Raw genomic sequence first — 13,874 nt, 5'->3', positions numbered from 1 at the left:
ACATGAAGATCGCGGCGGGGCAGTTCACCTCGGTACCGGGCGACATCGGGGCGAACATCGACAGCATGCAAGGGTTGGTGCGGGCGGCGGGCGGGCAGGGAGCCGCCCTGGTCGCCTTCTGCGAGCTGGCGGTCACCGGCTACGACCTGGACATGATCGCGGGACGTCCTGAGCTGTGGCTGTCCGAGGACGACGCCCGGCTCGAACCGCTGCGGGAGGCATGCCGTACGACGTCGACCGCGGCGCTCGTCGGCTGCGCTGCCCGCACCTCCGGGCCCCGCCCCACGATCACGGTCCTGGTGATCGGCCCGGACGGCGAGTTGCTCGCCCGCTACGACAAGACGCATCTGTACGGCGAGGAGAACGACGTCTTCACCGCCGGTACCCGGGACGGCCGTTTCACCCTCGACGGCGTCCGGTTCGCGGTGGCGGTCTGCTACGACAACCGCTTCCCCGACGTGGCGGAGCGGGCGAAGGCCGACGGCTGTCAGGTGTATGTGGCCAGTTCGGTGCTCGACGAGCACAACGACTCGTTCGAGCGGGTCTATCCGGTCCGGGCCAGGGACAACGCCATGCCGGTGCTGCTCGCCAACGCGGTGGGGCCGTCCGGCGTCGGTGACTGCCTGGGCGGCAGCGCCGTCTGGGGTCCGGACGGCGCGCTGCTCGCCACGGCGGGCACAAACGCCCCCGCCCTCGCGGTGGCGCTGATCCCGGCCGGCCGGGTCGCCGCCGGGCCGGACCGGGCCGCGTCCGCCTAGAGCGCCGGGAGCGTCAGTCCGCCTTGCGGAAGGTGTACGGGCCCTGCTGCGCCGGCTCCGGGCCGGCGGCCGGGTCCGGCACCAGGTCCCGGGCCATCAGCGTCGCGCCCGCCACCGCGCCCGGCATCAGGAAGACCGCGACGAACGGGACCAGGAACGCCAGGGTCAGCGGCACACCGAACCCCAGCGTGCGCATCCGGCGGCCCCTCAGAAGGGCGAGGCGGTCCTTCAGTTCGATGCCGCGCCGCTGAAGGGCCACCGCCGTCAGCTCCTCCGCGAGGAAGAAGCCGGAGACGCAGAAGCCGATCACCGGGACCACCGTCTGCCCGACGACCGGAATGAAACCGCAGGCGAAGAGCAGTACGCCGTAGCAGACCACGCGCAGGACGACCCGCAGCGAGTCCCTGGCGGAGATCCACAGTTCGCGCCAGAGCGGCAGCCCGGAGTGGGGCACGTCGCCGCCCTCGGAGCGGTCGACCTGCTCGGAGAGGTTCTCGTAGAAGGGCTGACCGACCAGGAGCGTCACGGCCGTGAAGGTGATGACGGCCACGAACAGCCCGAAGGCGAACAGCAGTGCGGTGAGCGTGCCGCGGAAGATGTCGAGCCAGGGTGAGGACCAGTCGTCGGCGAAAGGGGTCGCCCAGGCCGTCGCGTCGTCCGCGCCGAAGACGAGTCCGACGAGTGCCGCCGAATAGAGCACCAGGGTTACGAGTCCGGGCAGCAGGCCGAAACCGAACCACCGGCCGTGACCGGCGACCCAGCGCTGGCCCTTCATCAAGTACCCGAAACCCGCCCCGAGATCACGCATACGCACACCTTATCGGGGGGCCTCTTGTTGTTCGGCAGCCGAACCGGTAGACCGTGCGTACTGATCTTGTGACGATTCCTTCCGACACACGGAGGCTCGAACCGCATGGGCTCACCCCGCCCCGTACTGATCACCGCCACCCTCGCCGCGGCACTCGCCGGCGCTCTGCTCGCGCCGCTGCCGGGCGCCGTGGCCGCCCCCGCGGAGGACCGGCCCCAGCCGCACCCTGTGAGAGAAGCAGGCCGCGACACGCCCGCGGCGGCGGCCAGGGCGCCGCTCTCCGCGACCGCCGGCGCGCTCACCGACGAGACCCGCGACCTCACCGGGAAGGGCGGATATCCGCGAAGGACCGAACTCGAGGCCCCGCCGGAGAACCCGGCCGACAAGTCGATAAAACTGGGTCTCGCGCCATATCACTCGCTCGCCCCGCGGCTCAACGCCCTTCAGGCACTCGGTGACCGGGTCAGCGTCGAGGTCGCCGGCCGCTCGGCCGGCGGTCACGAGCTGTACCTCGTCACCGTCACCGCACCGGAGAGCGCCGCCCAGGCGCGCGACCAGGAGCGGATGCGGGAACGCATCGAGAACGCGCCCGCGGCTGCGGCCAAGGACAGGCACGTGAAGGCGCACTACAAGACGCCGGTGTTCATCAACAACAACATCCACGGCAACGAGTGGGAGGGCACGGACGCCGCCCTGAAGCTCATCGAGGAGCTGGCGAAGGCCAAGGACGCGAAGACCGCCGATTTGCTCGCGAAGAACCGCGTCTACCTGAACGTCACCGCCAACCCGGACGGCAGGATCGCCGGGACCCGCGCCAACGCCGGCGGCTTCGACCTCAACCGCGACTTCATCACCGCCACGCAGCCCGAGACACGGGCGATCCGGCAGATCGCGATCGACAAGCAGCCTGCCGTGATGCTCGACCTGCACGGATACGTCAACGGCACACTGATCGAGCCGACCACCCCGCCGCACGGCGAGAACTACGAGTACGACCTGTTCCTGAAGAACTCCTACGCGAACGCGCTCGGGATGGAGAAGGCCGTTAACGGCCTCGGCTACACGGCGGAGAAGGACGGTGTGCGTCCCGCCGTGATCCCGTTCCGGGACCAGCAGGAGGGCTGGGACGACTGGCCGCCCATCTTCACCCCGCAGTACATGCCCTTCCAGGGGGCTGTCGCCTCGCACACCATCGAGTTCCCGATGGCCGTCAACAACAGCGCGTACAACACGCTGCCGGTCGAGGAGCTGCGCCGCAGGGCCGCGATCAACACCGACATCGCGGGCGCGGCGATGCGCGCGACGCTCGACTACACCCACACGCACCGCGCCTCGGTGCTGGCCGACCAGATCGAGACGTTCCGCAGGGGCGCGGCGGGCGAGCCGCAGCGGCCCGTCTCCGAGGAGACCGTCCCGGGTGTGCCGGGCATCGGCCCCGAGGACGTCTACACCGCGAAGTTCCCGCGGGCGTACGTCGTTCCCACCGGGCGTTCGCAGCGGTCGGCGACGGCGGCGGCCCGGCTGGTCGACCATCTCGTCGCCAACGACGTCCGGGTGCAGCGGGCACTCACCGGCTTCCGGCTGGCGGGCCGTACGTACACCGCCGGGTCGTACATCGTCGACATGCGCCAGCCCAAGCGCGGTATCGCCAATGTGATCCTGGCCGACGGCCGCGACATCAGCGCGGACGTCGGAGCCATGTACGACATCTCGGGCTGGAGCCTCGGCCTGCTGTGGGGCGCGGACGTGGACGCCGCCCCCTCCGGCGAGCTGCGGGTCCGCACCCGTACGGTCCACGCCGCGGCACCCACCGGATACGTCGCCCCGCGCGGCGACCTGCGGCTGCGCCTGGACGACCCCAAGGAAATGGCCGCTGTCAACTCCCTGCTGAAGCAGGGGGTCCAGGTCCGGCGCGCCACCGACGGCACGGCGATCGTGCCTGGCTCGGCGCGTGGCCGGGCGGCGGTGCTCGCGGACCGGCTGGGCGTGGCGTTCCACGCCACGCGGGAGAAGGGCACGACAGCGCTGCAGCGGACCAGGGTCGCCGCGGCCACGACGGCGGGCGGGCTGTTCGCGCTGCGTGAGATGGGCTTCGACGCGGTGCCGGTCTCGACGGCGGTGCTGAACGCGGGCTTCGACTGGTCGACGGCCGATGTGCTGTACGTGTCGTCCGGGCTGGACCACGCGAAGCTGACCCCAGCCGCCCGCGCCGCGTTCGAGGCGAGCGGCGTCGGTGTGGTCGGGCTCGGTGAGCAGGGCGCGGCGTTCAACGAGGCGGCGTCGCTCCTCGACGTCACGGCGGTGGCGGGCAACGGCGACGCCAACGGTGTGGTGCGGGTACGGAACGCGGGCGGCCCCATCACGGGCGGCGCCCCGGCGCACACCTTCGTCTATTCGCCGATGTGGTTCACAGGGGCGGGTGCCGGGGTTCGGGTCGACCAGTCGTACGCCACGGGCAACCCGCTGGTGTCCGGCCACTGGCGTGCCACGGAGAACGGCACGGGCGGGCCGGGCGACGCCGCGGGCCGAGCGGCTGTGGTCTCCGGGACGTCGTCGGCCGGCGCGCCGGTGGCGCTGTTCGGCACGGAGCCGATGTTCCGGGCGCACCCGAAGGGTGTCTTCGCGCAGATCGGCCGGGCGCTGCTGACCCGCTGATCCCCCCTCACAGGCCGCAGGGCCGCACCCCGGACGGGGTGCGGCCCTGCGTCGCGCTCCGCGCCGCCGGTCAGACCGCGAGGTCGACCGTGATGTTGCCGCGGGTCGCCTTGGAGTACGGGCAGACCTGGTGGGCCTTCTCGAGAAGGTCCTTGGCGGTGGCGGCGTCCACGTTCGGGATGGTCGCGGAAATCTTGACGATGATGCCGAAGCCGTCGTCGTTCTTCCCTATACCGACCTCGGCGGTGACCGTCGAGCCGGAGATGTCCGCCTTCTCCTGACGGGCGACGACACCGAGGGCCCCTTGGAAGCAGGCGCTGTACCCGGCGGCGAAGAGCTGCTCCGGGTTGGTGCCGGCTCCGCTGCCGCCCATCTCCTTGGGCGGGTTGACCACGACGTCGAGCGTGCCGTCGTGCGTGGCGACACGGCCGTCCCGGCCGTTCTCCGCCGTGGCCACCGCGGTGTAGAGCACCTCGGACTGCTGGATGGACATGAAGTCTTCCTCCTGCTGGTTCGCCGCGACTCGCGCCCACGATCGCGACGGCTGTGCAAGAGCCTAACGGGTGAGTCAGCCGGCGAGAGAAACGATCATCTTGCCGGTGTTCTCACCGCGGAGCAGTCCGACGAAGGCCTCGTAGCCGTTCTCGATGCCCTCGACGACCGTCTCGTTGTACTTGAGCTCACCGGAGGCGATCCAGCCCGCCACGTCCTGGACGAACTGCGGCTGGAGCGCGGTGTGGTCGTTCACCAGCATGCCCTGGAGGCGCAGCCGCTTGCCGATCACGAGCGCGAGGTTGCGCGGGCCGGGGGTCGGCTCGGTGTCGTTGTACTGGGCGATCATTCCGCAGATGGTCGCTCGGCCGCCGACGTTGAACGACGAGATCGCCGCCTCGAGGTGCTCGCCGCCGACGTTGTCGAAGTAGACGTCGATGCCGTCGGGAGCGGCCTCCTTCAGCTGCGCGGCCACGGGGCCGTTCTTGTAGTTGAAGGCCGCGTCGAAGCCGTACTCCTCGACGAGGAGCTTGACCTTCTCGTCCGAGCCGGCCGAGCCGATGACGCGCGAGGCGCCCTTGATCCGGGCCATCTGGCCGACCTGGCCGCCGACGGCACCCGCGGCGCCGGAGACGAACACCGCGTCGCCCTCCTTGAAGGACGCGACATCGAACAGGCCCGCGTAGGCGGTCAGGCCGGTCATGCCGAGCACGCCGAGATAGGCGGAGAGCGGTGCGAGCGAGGCGTCGACCTTGGTGGCGTGCTTGGCGGGCACCTCTGCGTACTCCCGCCAGCCGAGGCCGTGCAGCACGTGGTCGCCGACCGCGAAGCCCTCCGCGTTCGAAGCGACGACCTCACCGACCGCGCCGCCTTCCATGGGCCGGTCGAGCTGGAAGGGCGGGACGTACGACTTCACGTCGTTCATCCGGCCGCGCATGTAGGGGTCGACGGAGAAGTGGAGGTTCCGCACGAGGATGCGGCCTTCCCCCGGTTCGGTGACGGGTGCGTCGCGCAGCGCGAAGTCCTCGGCCTTGGGCCAGCCGTGCGGGCGGGCGACAAGGTGCCATTCACGGCCGGACGCGGGAAGTGCGGACATGCTGCGTTCCTCCTAGAAAAGCTTCATTACCTGAAACAACCATGCGCCTGAATATTTCAGGTTGTCAAGTATCGGGCTATCCTGATGTGCATGGCCGCCCAGCGAACAGATCCCCTGACCCTCGAGGTCGTCGAGCTCATCGGCACCGTCGTGGCGCGTTACCACGAGGAGTACGAGCAGGCCGCGGCCGAGCACTCCCTCACGGGGGCACAGGCCCGTGTGCTGGGGCTGCTTTCCATGGAGCCCACTCCCATGCGCCGCATCGCTCAGAAGCTGAGGTGCGAACCGTCGAACGTGACGGGGATCGTGGACCGGCTCGAGGCGCGCGGCCTGGTCGAACGGCGCCCGGACCCGGCCGACCGCAGGGTGAAGATCGCCGCGGCCACACAGGAGGGCCGCAGTACGGCACGCCGGCTGCGGGACTCGCTGGACTTCGCGCGTGAGCCGCTGGCGCAGCTGACGGCGGTCGAGCGTTCGGTGCTGCGGGACCTGCTCAGACGCATGCTCGGCGAGGACGTGCCGGAGCCGCCCGCCGCCGGCTCCTGAGACTCCCGGACGGCCGGCACCCGGCGGACCCCTGGGCACCGACGCAGGGGCGGTGGGCCCTGGACGCCCCAGGCCTGGACACCCTGGCCCCAGGGCCTCCCGTCCGGATCATGCCCGGCTCGCGGGGTCCGGCCTGAGCCGGACGAAAGCCCCTAGACGCACCAGAACAGAAAGCGGCTGCACGTCTCGCTCGGCGTGGGCTCCGGAGGCGGCGGGTCCTGCCGGCCCGGCTCCTCGGGATCGTCCGGGTCCACAGAGGTCCCGTCCGTGCTCCCCGGCTCCTCGGTGCTCCCGGGATCACCGGAGGACGACGCCGAAGGGGAGCCGTCGCCGCTCGGCCCGGCCTCCGACGGCTCGCCGCTCCCGGCGTCCGAGGCCGTACGGCCCGAGCCGTCATCGCCGTCACCGTCGCCGCCACCGCCCGCCCGGGACTTCCCCGGTCGCGGCGAGGACGACTTCGTGACGGCCGGCTCCTTCACATCGCCGGGGGCGTCCGGCGACTCGTCGGAGGCCGTCGGATCCGGAATCTCCGACTCGACGACCGGATCCTCCTTGACCGCCGTCGCCGCGCCGCCGTCGCCGGAGTCCTCCATGGCCAGCTCCGCCAGGCTCAGCGCCCCGGCCGCCAGCACGAGGCCGAGCGTCCCGAGCATCACCTTGCGACCGCGCCGCTTCCGGGCACGGCGGCCCGCGGGCTTGCGCCGCGACGGGGCCTGGCGGCGCGAACGGCGCGGCCCTGTGCTGTCCGCGGGCTCGGTCACCACGTCCAGTTCGTAGACGTGGTCGGGCTCGGGAGCACGGGGGCTGTGGTGGCGGAGCTCCTCGACGGGTGTGCCGCACCCGGCACAGGCCAGGGCGCCGTTGAGATGCCGTCCGCACGGGTGGCAGTAATCCATGGCGCCCGCAGATTATTCGGCGACCGGGCACCTGCGGTGGGTCAGCCTGTGCAGATCCTGTGTGGAAAGCCAAGTTCCGCGGCGAGGCGACTCGCCGCGGTTGACGCCGCCGACCGGGCAGGATGTCGGGCATGACCCCTGACGCCCGCTTCGGACCGCTCGACTTCCAACTGGTGCTGCTGCGCCGGATGGCCGACTTCCAGCCGGGCCTCGCGGAGGACGCGCGGCACGCCCTGGGCGCGTCGCTCGCGCAGCAGCGCGAGGCCAATCGGCGCTGGCAGGCGATGCTGCACGCGCGGGGTTCGCGCGGCGCGCTGTCGCGCTACCGCTCGGTGCTCGGCGAGCCCGAACAGGTCGTCCGGCGGCGGATCGGCGACCTGGAGTGCGACGCCCTGCTGTGGCCCGTGCCGCTCTGGCCGGACCTGCGCTTCGAGGTACTGGTCGCCGGCAACGGCGCGGTGTGGAACGAGTGGCTGGTGCGGGCACCGGGAGCGGCCGGCCCCGAACTGCGCACCGCGGACGACCTGGTGCCCTGGTCGTGCACCGTCGACGAGGTGGCGAGGGCCTTCCCGCCGGCCCTCCCCATGGAGGGCTCCGCGCCGACCAGATGGCGGCTCTCGTTCACCCTGCCCGGTGGCGAGATGCGCGTCGCCGAATTCACCTGGGGCCTGCTGCAACGTCTCGTGGACTGATCTGTCGGCCCGTCAGGTACGTACCCCCGACCGGCGCAGCCCAGCGCGCGCCCCGCCCGCGGCGATCGCACGATGCGAACACGTACCGCACTCGGGAGGACCCGCCGTGACCGTCAGCCTTGAGCAGTTGCGCCGTTGCCATGTGGCAGTCGATCTGGGCGCCGCCAGAACCCGCGTCTTCGTCAGGGGCGTCGGCCTTGTCGTCGACGAACCGAGCGTCGCCGCCGTGAACACCCGTACGGGCGCGCTGATCGCGGTCGGCGAGCTGGCCGAGAGGATGACCGGTCGCACACCGGGCTACATCCGTGTCGCGCGCCCCGTCTCCGGCGGCACCGTCGTCGACATCGACATGGCCCAGCGGATGTTGCGTCATCTGCTCGGGGAGAAGCTCCGCCGGCAGCTGCGCCGCAAGCCCCGGCTCCGCGCGGCGGCCAGCACCCCGCACGACAGTGACCCGCTCGCCCAGCGCGCCACCGTCGAGACCCTGGTCGGCCTCGGTGCCCGCCGGGTCGAGCTGGTGGACACCCTGATCGCGGCGGCCGTCGGCTGCGGCCTCCCGGTGGAGCAGCCGAGCGCGACCATGATCATGGTGTGCGGCGCCGCTACGACGCAGATCGCCGTCCTGTCCCTCGGCTCGATCGTCACCGCCACCCGCATTCCCATCGGTGGTAACGCGATCGACCACGCCGTGATCCAGCACTTGCGCCACCGGCACGAGCTGATGCTGCCCAGCCAGTCGGTACGGCCGCTCCAGGTCGCTCTGCACGGCAACGGCCTCACGCTGCAGGGCCCGGAGGTGACGGAGATCCACGGCCGGGACGTGGCCACGGGCCTCGCCCGTTCGGTCCGCGTCGACACGGCGGCCGTGCGGGAGGCGATCCACACCCCGCTCACCTCGGTGCTCGACGGCATCGGCAAGGTGCTGCGGGACTGCCCGCCGGATCTCGTCGCCGACCTCGTCGACCGCGGAATCATGATGGTCGGCGGCAGCGCCCTGCTGCCGGGCCTGGACCAGATGCTGCACAACGCCACCGGGATGACGGTCACCATCGCGGAACGGCCCGACACCTGCACGGTGCTGGGGCTCGGCGCGATGCTCGAGGGCCGGATCCAGCCCTTGGACCTCGATTCGCTCGCCACGGCCGACTGAGACCGGCGCTGGAGACGGGACGGTGACCACCGGCCCTGAGGACCCCTGGTCCGGACCGGGCGCAGGCGACCCGAACGCCCCGGGCGGACCCCACGCGAGAGGACCGGACACCCCGGGCGGCACCGGCCGCCCGGGGCAGCGGCCTGCCGGGGCGCCGCGGCTCGCGGCGCTCCTCGAGGCGTTGACCGGCATCGGCACCGACCTCGATCTGCGCACCACCCTCCAGCAGATCGTGGACACGGCCGCCGTGCTGACCGGTGCGCACGGCGCGTCCCTGGACGTGGCCGACCCCGAGGGGGCGGCGTCGCCGAAGGGTTCACGGCCACGGCGGGCGGTGCGGGGCAGCAGCCCCGGCCGGCAGGCGGCCCTCCCCCGCCCGTGGACGCGCCCTCGGCAGACCCCGCGCCGCTGCGCATCCCGATCAGGGTGGACACCGAGATGTTCGGCGACCTGCGCCTGATTCCGCGGGAGGGCGACGCGTTCACCGAGGAGGACCTGGCGCTGTTGCAGGTACTCGCGTCGCAGGCCGGGATCGCCATCGGAAACGCTCGGCTGCACGAAACGAGCCGGCAGCGCGAGCGCTGGATCGAGGGCGCCGCGGCCGTCACCCACGCGCTGCTCACGGGTGAGAGCGCCGACGACGCGCTGATGACCGTGGCCGAGCGGGCACGCGACCTCGCGGACGCCGAGGCCGGCGTGGTGCTCCGGCCCACCGAGGAGGGCGGCATGGAGATCGTCACGGCCTCCACCCTGGACGATCCCCGGGACATCGTCGGCACGACCATCCGGCCCGGTTCGCCGGTGCTCGACCTACTCCTGGCCGGAGAGCCGGTGTTCATCGACGATTCGGCCACCGATCCCCGGATGACCACCCCTGTCCGCAGCCGTTTCGGGCCGAGCATGATGCTGCCTCTGCAGAGCGGCGGGCGACTGATCGGCACCCTGGCGCTGCCGCGGCGGCGGGGCGGTCGCCCGTACACCGGTCCGGAACGGCTGCTGGCCACCCAGTTCGCCTCGCAGGCCGCCCTCGCCCTGGTGCTCGCGGACACCCGGCACAACCGCGAACGGCTCGCCGTGTACGAGGACCGGGACCGGATCGCCCGGGATCTGTACGACCTCGTCGTCCAGCGGCTGTTCGCCACCGAGATGATGCTCGAGTCGACACGCCGGCGGGCCGAGGCCGGGGCGACGGACCGATTGCTGGGGCAGGCCGTCGACGAGCTCGACTCGACCGTCCAGGAGGTGCGGACCACGATCTTCGCCCTCCAGCAGCCGCCCGCCGACGCGCCGACGGCCTTCAGGGGTCAGGTGCTGCGCGAGACCCACGGGGCGGCCGTGCCGCTCGACGTGCTGCCGTCGGTGCACTTCAGCGGCGCCGTCGACACCCTGGTGCAGGAGCCGGTGGACCGTGAGCTGCTGGCGGCCCTGCGCGGCGCTCTGGCCGCCGCGCACCGCAGGAGCGACGTCTCGTCGGTCGACGTGCACGTCGACGCGACGGTGCGGCTGCCGGACGGGCGGCAGGGGGTACGGCTGACGGTGACGGACGACGGCCTGGACGACGAGGGCGCCAGGGGTACGACGCTGACCTGGCACCACCCCCTGTAGCGCGGCGCCCCTGCCACCGGAGCGGCGTGGGTCCGGGCACCGGCAGCCTCGCCGCCCCGTCCGAGCCGGGCGGCGTGATCCGGGGCCTGCCAGGGAGGGGGCAGGGACTCCGGAAGCCTCACCGGGCCCGCTCCGGCCCCGCCGCGAACCCTGTCGGGCGGTGTCGACCGTCACCGCCCGGCCGGCCTCCCCCGTGGCGCCGACCGGGCGGCGGGCGTTCCCCCGCCGGACGCCGATCCTGCCGGACTCGAGGGATCCGGCGCATCGTTCCCTGGAGGGAGCCGCCCGCCCGGCGGCTCCTCCGCGTGGGGGAGACAATGGCCGTCCCGGGAGACCCGCCGGGTGCGGCACGCGACGACACCAGGAGGCCGACGAGTGAGTTCCCTCTTCCCAGCGCTGGCGGCGACCGCCACCGGCACCGACCGGATCGCCCTCCGGTTCGGGGAACGGTCGCTGACCTACGGGCAGTTGCGGGAGGCCGCGGGCGCCCTCGCGCTACGGATCGGCGGGGCGGAGCGGGTCGCGTTGTGGGCCGGCCCCACCCTCGAGACCGCGGTCGGCGTGGTGGCCGCGCTGCTGGCCGGCGTGCCGGTCGTGCCGCTGAACCCGCGGACGGGTGGCCGGGAACTGGCGCACATCCTGGCGGACAGCGGGCCCACTGCGGTGCTCGCCGCCCCGGACGACCAATTGTCCGCGTCCCTGCGGTCGTTGAAGCGGATCGACATCGCGGTGACCGGCACGGCGGGTGAACTGCCCCCGGAGCCGGCGGCCGAATCCCCCGCGCTCATCGTCTACACCTCCGGCACCACCGGCCCGCCCAAGGGCGCGGTGCTGCCCCGGCGGGCGATCGCCGCCTCGCTCGACGCGCTGCAGGACGCCTGGCAGTGGGGCTCCGACGACGTCCTGGTGCACGCCCTGCCGCTGTTCCATGTCCACGGGCTGATCCTCGGCGTCCTCGGACCGCTGCGCCGGGGCGGCGAAGTGCGCCATCTGGGCCGCTTCGGCCCGGAGGGCGTGGCACGGGAGCTGGGCTCGGGCGGCACGATGCTCTTCGGCGTGCCGACGATGTACCACCGGCTCGCGGAGGCGCTCGACGACGACGCCGAGCTGACGAAGGCGCTGGCCGGTGCACGGCTGCTGGTCTCCGGTTCAGCCGCCCTGCCGTTGCCCGACCACGCTCGCATCGCCGAGGCGACAGGGCGCCGGGTGATCGAGAGGTACGGGATGACGGAGACCCTGATGAACACCAGCGTCCGCGTCGACGGCGAGGCCCGACCGGGCACCGTCGGCGTTCCGCTGCGCGGCGTGGAGCTGCGGCTGGTGGACGAGGACGGCTCGGAGATCACCGCACGCGACGGCGAGACGATCGGCGAGATCCAGGTACGCGGCGACAACCTGTTCACCGAGTACCTGAACCGGCCCGACGCCACGGCCGCCGCCTTCGACGGGGACTGGTTCCGCACCGGCGACATGGCCGTGCGCGAGCCGGACGGCTACGTTCGCATCGTCGGCAGGAAGACCACCGACCTGATCAAGAGCGGCGGATACAAGATCGGCGCGGGTGAGATCGAGAACGTGCTGCTCGACCATCCGGCCGTCCGCGAGGCCGCGGTGACCGGCGAGCCCGACCCGGACCTGGGTGAGAGGGTGGTCGCCTGGATCGTCGCCGCCGACCCGGCCGACCCGCCGTCGGCGGAGGAGCTGACGGGCCACGTCGCCTCCCAACTCGCCCCGCACAAGCGGCCACGGACGGTCCGGTTCCTCGACGTCCTGCCGCGCAACGACATGGGCAAGATCATGAAGCGGGCGCTCCATGGCTGAGCGTGTGTCCGCCCGCGAGGCGATCGCCCTGGTCAGCGACGGCTTCACCGAGCAGGAGCTCGCCGACCTGCCCGACGCGGGTGACGGCCCGCTCGGCTGGGAGGGCTACGGAGCCCAGCGCGACCGCGCCTCACGCCGGACCGGCTCGGCCGAGTCCGTCGTCTACGGCACGGCGCTGGTCGGCGGCACCGAATGCGTGCTGATCTCCTTCGAGTTCGGCTTCCTCGGCGGTTCGTTGAGCGAGCGGGCCGGTGACCGGCTGGAGGCCGCGTACGGACTGGCCCGTGAGCGCCGGCTGCCGCTGGTCTCGCTGATCGCGACCGGCGGCAGCCGGATGCAGGAGGGGATGATCGCGCTCGGCCAGCTCCAGCGGGTCGCCCGAGCGTCGGTGCTGCTGCGGGAAGCGGGTGTGGCGCACATCGCCGTGCTCCGCGATCCGACGACCGGCGGTGGCTGGGCCACGCTCGGCGCCGGCGCCGACGTGATCCTCGCGCTGCCCGGCGCCCAGGTCGGCTTCGCCGGCTCGCGCGTGCGTCCGGCGGACGCGGACCCGGCCGCGTACACGGCGGAGGGCCAGCTCGCGGCGGGCCAGATCGACGCCGTCGTCCCTCCCGGCTCTCTGCGCGACACGCTCGCGTTCTGGGTGAAGGCGCTCGCCCCGGCGAGCCTGGCCGGGGAACGGGAGCCCGTGGACCCGCCGCGGGCGCTGGGCGCCGGCGGGGAGCCGTCGCGCACCGGATGGGACGCCGTACGGCAGGCGCGCGGCGCGGACAGGCCGCGGGCCGAGGCGTATCTCGACGACTACTTCACGCGCCGCGAGCCGCTGCGCGGCGACCGGTGCGGCGGCGAGGATCCCGGCATGCTCTGCGGGGTGGGGCTGCGGGACGGGCGCCCTGTCGCGTACGTCGCCCAGGGCGGAACCGCGACCAGGCCGGCCGGTTACCGCACCGCCGCCCGGGTCGTGAGGCTCGCCGACCGGCTGGGACTGCCGGTGCTGACGCTGATCGACACCCCGGGCGCCGCCAACGACGCGGAGGCGGAACGCACCGGCGCCGGCGCGGCCATCGCCGAGCTGTTCACGGCGGTCGCCGCCGCGCGTACACCGCTGACCGGCCTGCTCATCGGCGAGGGCGGGTCCGGGGGCGCGCTGGCGCTGGCAGCGCCGGGCAATACCTGGGCCACGCCGGCGAGTTACTTCTCCGTCATCGCCCCGGAGCTCGCCGCCGCGATCCTCAAGCGCACCCCCGACCAGGTGCCGCACCTCGCGGACCAGCTGCGGCTGCGCCCGGAGGACCTGGTCGAACTGGGCGTCGTGCGAGGGGTCGTGGGGCCCGGGTGACGGCGGGAGGCCCGGT

At 72.8% G+C, this 13,874-nt stretch carries 11 protein-coding genes and 1 pseudogene; 8 read left to right on the top strand and 4 right to left on the bottom strand.

Features of this window, described 5'->3' with window-relative positions:
* Positions 1–2 precede the first annotated feature (2 nt).
* Positions 3–758: a carbon-nitrogen hydrolase family protein gene (locus tag GLX30_RS24245; RefSeq protein ID WP_159692297.1), complete on the top strand. Its 756-nt coding sequence runs from the start codon at positions 3–5 to the stop codon at positions 756–758.
* Positions 759–771: 13 nt separating this feature from the next.
* Here GLX30_RS24245 and GLX30_RS24240 read toward each other — a convergent pair whose 3' ends face one another.
* On the bottom strand, positions 772–1,566 hold the full coding sequence (locus GLX30_RS24240) for an EI24 domain-containing protein (protein ID WP_159692295.1): 795 nt from the start codon (positions 1,564–1,566) through the stop codon (positions 772–774).
* Between the two features lie 105 nt (positions 1,567–1,671).
* Between GLX30_RS24240 and GLX30_RS24235 the strand changes: the two genes are divergently transcribed.
* Positions 1,672–4,221 carry a M14 family zinc carboxypeptidase gene (locus GLX30_RS24235; RefSeq protein WP_159692293.1) on the top strand — a complete coding sequence of 850 codons (2,550 nt, stop codon included), beginning with the start codon at positions 1,672–1,674 and terminating at the stop codon, positions 4,219–4,221.
* 70 nt (positions 4,222–4,291) lie between these two features.
* Here the strand turns inward: GLX30_RS24235 and GLX30_RS24230 are convergent, their stop codons facing one another.
* Together GLX30_RS24230 and GLX30_RS24225 are read right to left on the bottom strand one after the other, a co-directional pair.
* On the bottom strand, positions 4,292–4,714 hold the full coding sequence (locus GLX30_RS24230; RefSeq protein ID WP_159692291.1) for an organic hydroperoxide resistance protein: 423 nt from the start codon (positions 4,712–4,714) through the stop codon (positions 4,292–4,294).
* Between the two features lie 75 nt (positions 4,715–4,789).
* Positions 4,790–5,809 (bottom strand): NADP-dependent oxidoreductase, encoded by a 1,020-nt coding sequence (locus tag GLX30_RS24225; protein WP_159692289.1) that lies wholly within the window; start codon positions 5,807–5,809, stop codon positions 4,790–4,792.
* Positions 5,810–5,899: 90 nt separating this feature from the next.
* Between GLX30_RS24225 and GLX30_RS24220 the strand changes: the two genes are divergently transcribed.
* A complete protein-coding gene (locus GLX30_RS24220; protein ID WP_159692287.1) occupies positions 5,900–6,355 on the top strand; it encodes a MarR family transcriptional regulator in 456 nt (151 codons plus the stop codon).
* Positions 6,356–6,507: 152 nt separating this feature from the next.
* Here GLX30_RS24220 and GLX30_RS24215 read toward each other — a convergent pair whose 3' ends face one another.
* Complete coding sequence (locus tag GLX30_RS24215; RefSeq protein WP_159692285.1) at positions 6,508–7,251, bottom strand: hypothetical protein; 744 nt, start codon at positions 7,249–7,251, stop codon at positions 6,508–6,510.
* 131 nt (positions 7,252–7,382) lie between these two features.
* On the opposite strand from GLX30_RS24215, the gene GLX30_RS24210 reads away from it, so the two are divergent.
* The 5 genes and pseudogenes from GLX30_RS24210 to GLX30_RS24185 all read left to right on the top strand — a co-directional run bounded on the left by GLX30_RS24210 (position 7,383) and on the right by GLX30_RS24185 (position 13,858).
* Complete coding sequence (locus tag GLX30_RS24210; protein WP_159692283.1) at positions 7,383–7,943, top strand: hypothetical protein; 561 nt, start codon at positions 7,383–7,385, stop codon at positions 7,941–7,943.
* 106 nt (positions 7,944–8,049) lie between these two features.
* The gene (locus tag GLX30_RS24205) at positions 8,050–9,093 is read left to right on the top strand and encodes a rod shape-determining protein (RefSeq protein WP_159692281.1); all 1,044 of its coding nucleotides are present in this window, start codon (positions 8,050–8,052) and stop codon (positions 9,091–9,093) included.
* Positions 9,094–9,274: 181 nt separating this feature from the next.
* Positions 9,275–10,698, top strand: a pseudogene (locus tag GLX30_RS24195) (GAF domain-containing protein).
* A gap of 375 nt (positions 10,699–11,073) precedes the next feature.
* Positions 11,074–12,519, top strand: coding sequence for an acyl-CoA synthetase (locus GLX30_RS24190; RefSeq protein WP_159692277.1), 1,446 nt, complete (start codon positions 11,074–11,076; stop codon positions 12,517–12,519).
* Positions 12,512–13,858 carry a carboxyl transferase domain-containing protein gene (locus tag GLX30_RS24185; protein WP_159692275.1) on the top strand — a complete coding sequence of 449 codons (1,347 nt, stop codon included), beginning with the start codon at positions 12,512–12,514 and terminating at the stop codon, positions 13,856–13,858. The genes GLX30_RS24190 and GLX30_RS24185 overlap by 8 nt, the downstream gene beginning before the upstream one ends.
* Positions 13,859–13,874: the final 16 nt, after the last annotated feature.

The sequence above is a fragment of the Streptomyces sp. Tu 2975 genome, from assembly GCF_009832925.1.
In the GTDB taxonomy this organism is placed as follows: domain Bacteria; phylum Actinomycetota; class Actinomycetes; order Streptomycetales; family Streptomycetaceae; genus Streptomyces.
Note: the sequence above shows the minus strand (reverse complement) of the source record. Positions and strands in the feature narration are given on the sequence as shown.

Excerpts from the sequence above, each read along its gene's own strand:
- GLX30_RS24245 (WP_159692297.1), top strand. The coding sequence starts at position 3 with ATGAAGATCGCGGCGGGGCAGTTCACCTCGGTACCGGGCGACATCGGG.
- GLX30_RS24240 (WP_159692295.1), bottom strand. The coding sequence starts at position 1,566 with ATGCGTGATCTCGGGGCGGGTTTCGGGTACTTGATGAAGGGCCAGCGC.
- GLX30_RS24235 (WP_159692293.1), top strand. The coding sequence starts at position 1,672 with ATGGGCTCACCCCGCCCCGTACTGATCACCGCCACCCTCGCCGCGGCA.
- GLX30_RS24230 (WP_159692291.1), bottom strand. The coding sequence starts at position 4,714 with ATGTCCATCCAGCAGTCCGAGGTGCTCTACACCGCGGTGGCCACGGCG.
- GLX30_RS24225 (WP_159692289.1), bottom strand. The coding sequence starts at position 5,809 with ATGTCCGCACTTCCCGCGTCCGGCCGTGAATGGCACCTTGTCGCCCGC.
- GLX30_RS24220 (WP_159692287.1), top strand. The coding sequence starts at position 5,900 with ATGGCCGCCCAGCGAACAGATCCCCTGACCCTCGAGGTCGTCGAGCTC.
- GLX30_RS24215 (WP_159692285.1), bottom strand. The coding sequence starts at position 7,251 with ATGGATTACTGCCACCCGTGCGGACGGCATCTCAACGGCGCCCTGGCC.
- GLX30_RS24210 (WP_159692283.1), top strand. The coding sequence starts at position 7,383 with ATGACCCCTGACGCCCGCTTCGGACCGCTCGACTTCCAACTGGTGCTG.
- GLX30_RS24185 (WP_159692275.1), top strand. The coding sequence starts at position 12,512 with ATGGCTGAGCGTGTGTCCGCCCGCGAGGCGATCGCCCTGGTCAGCGAC.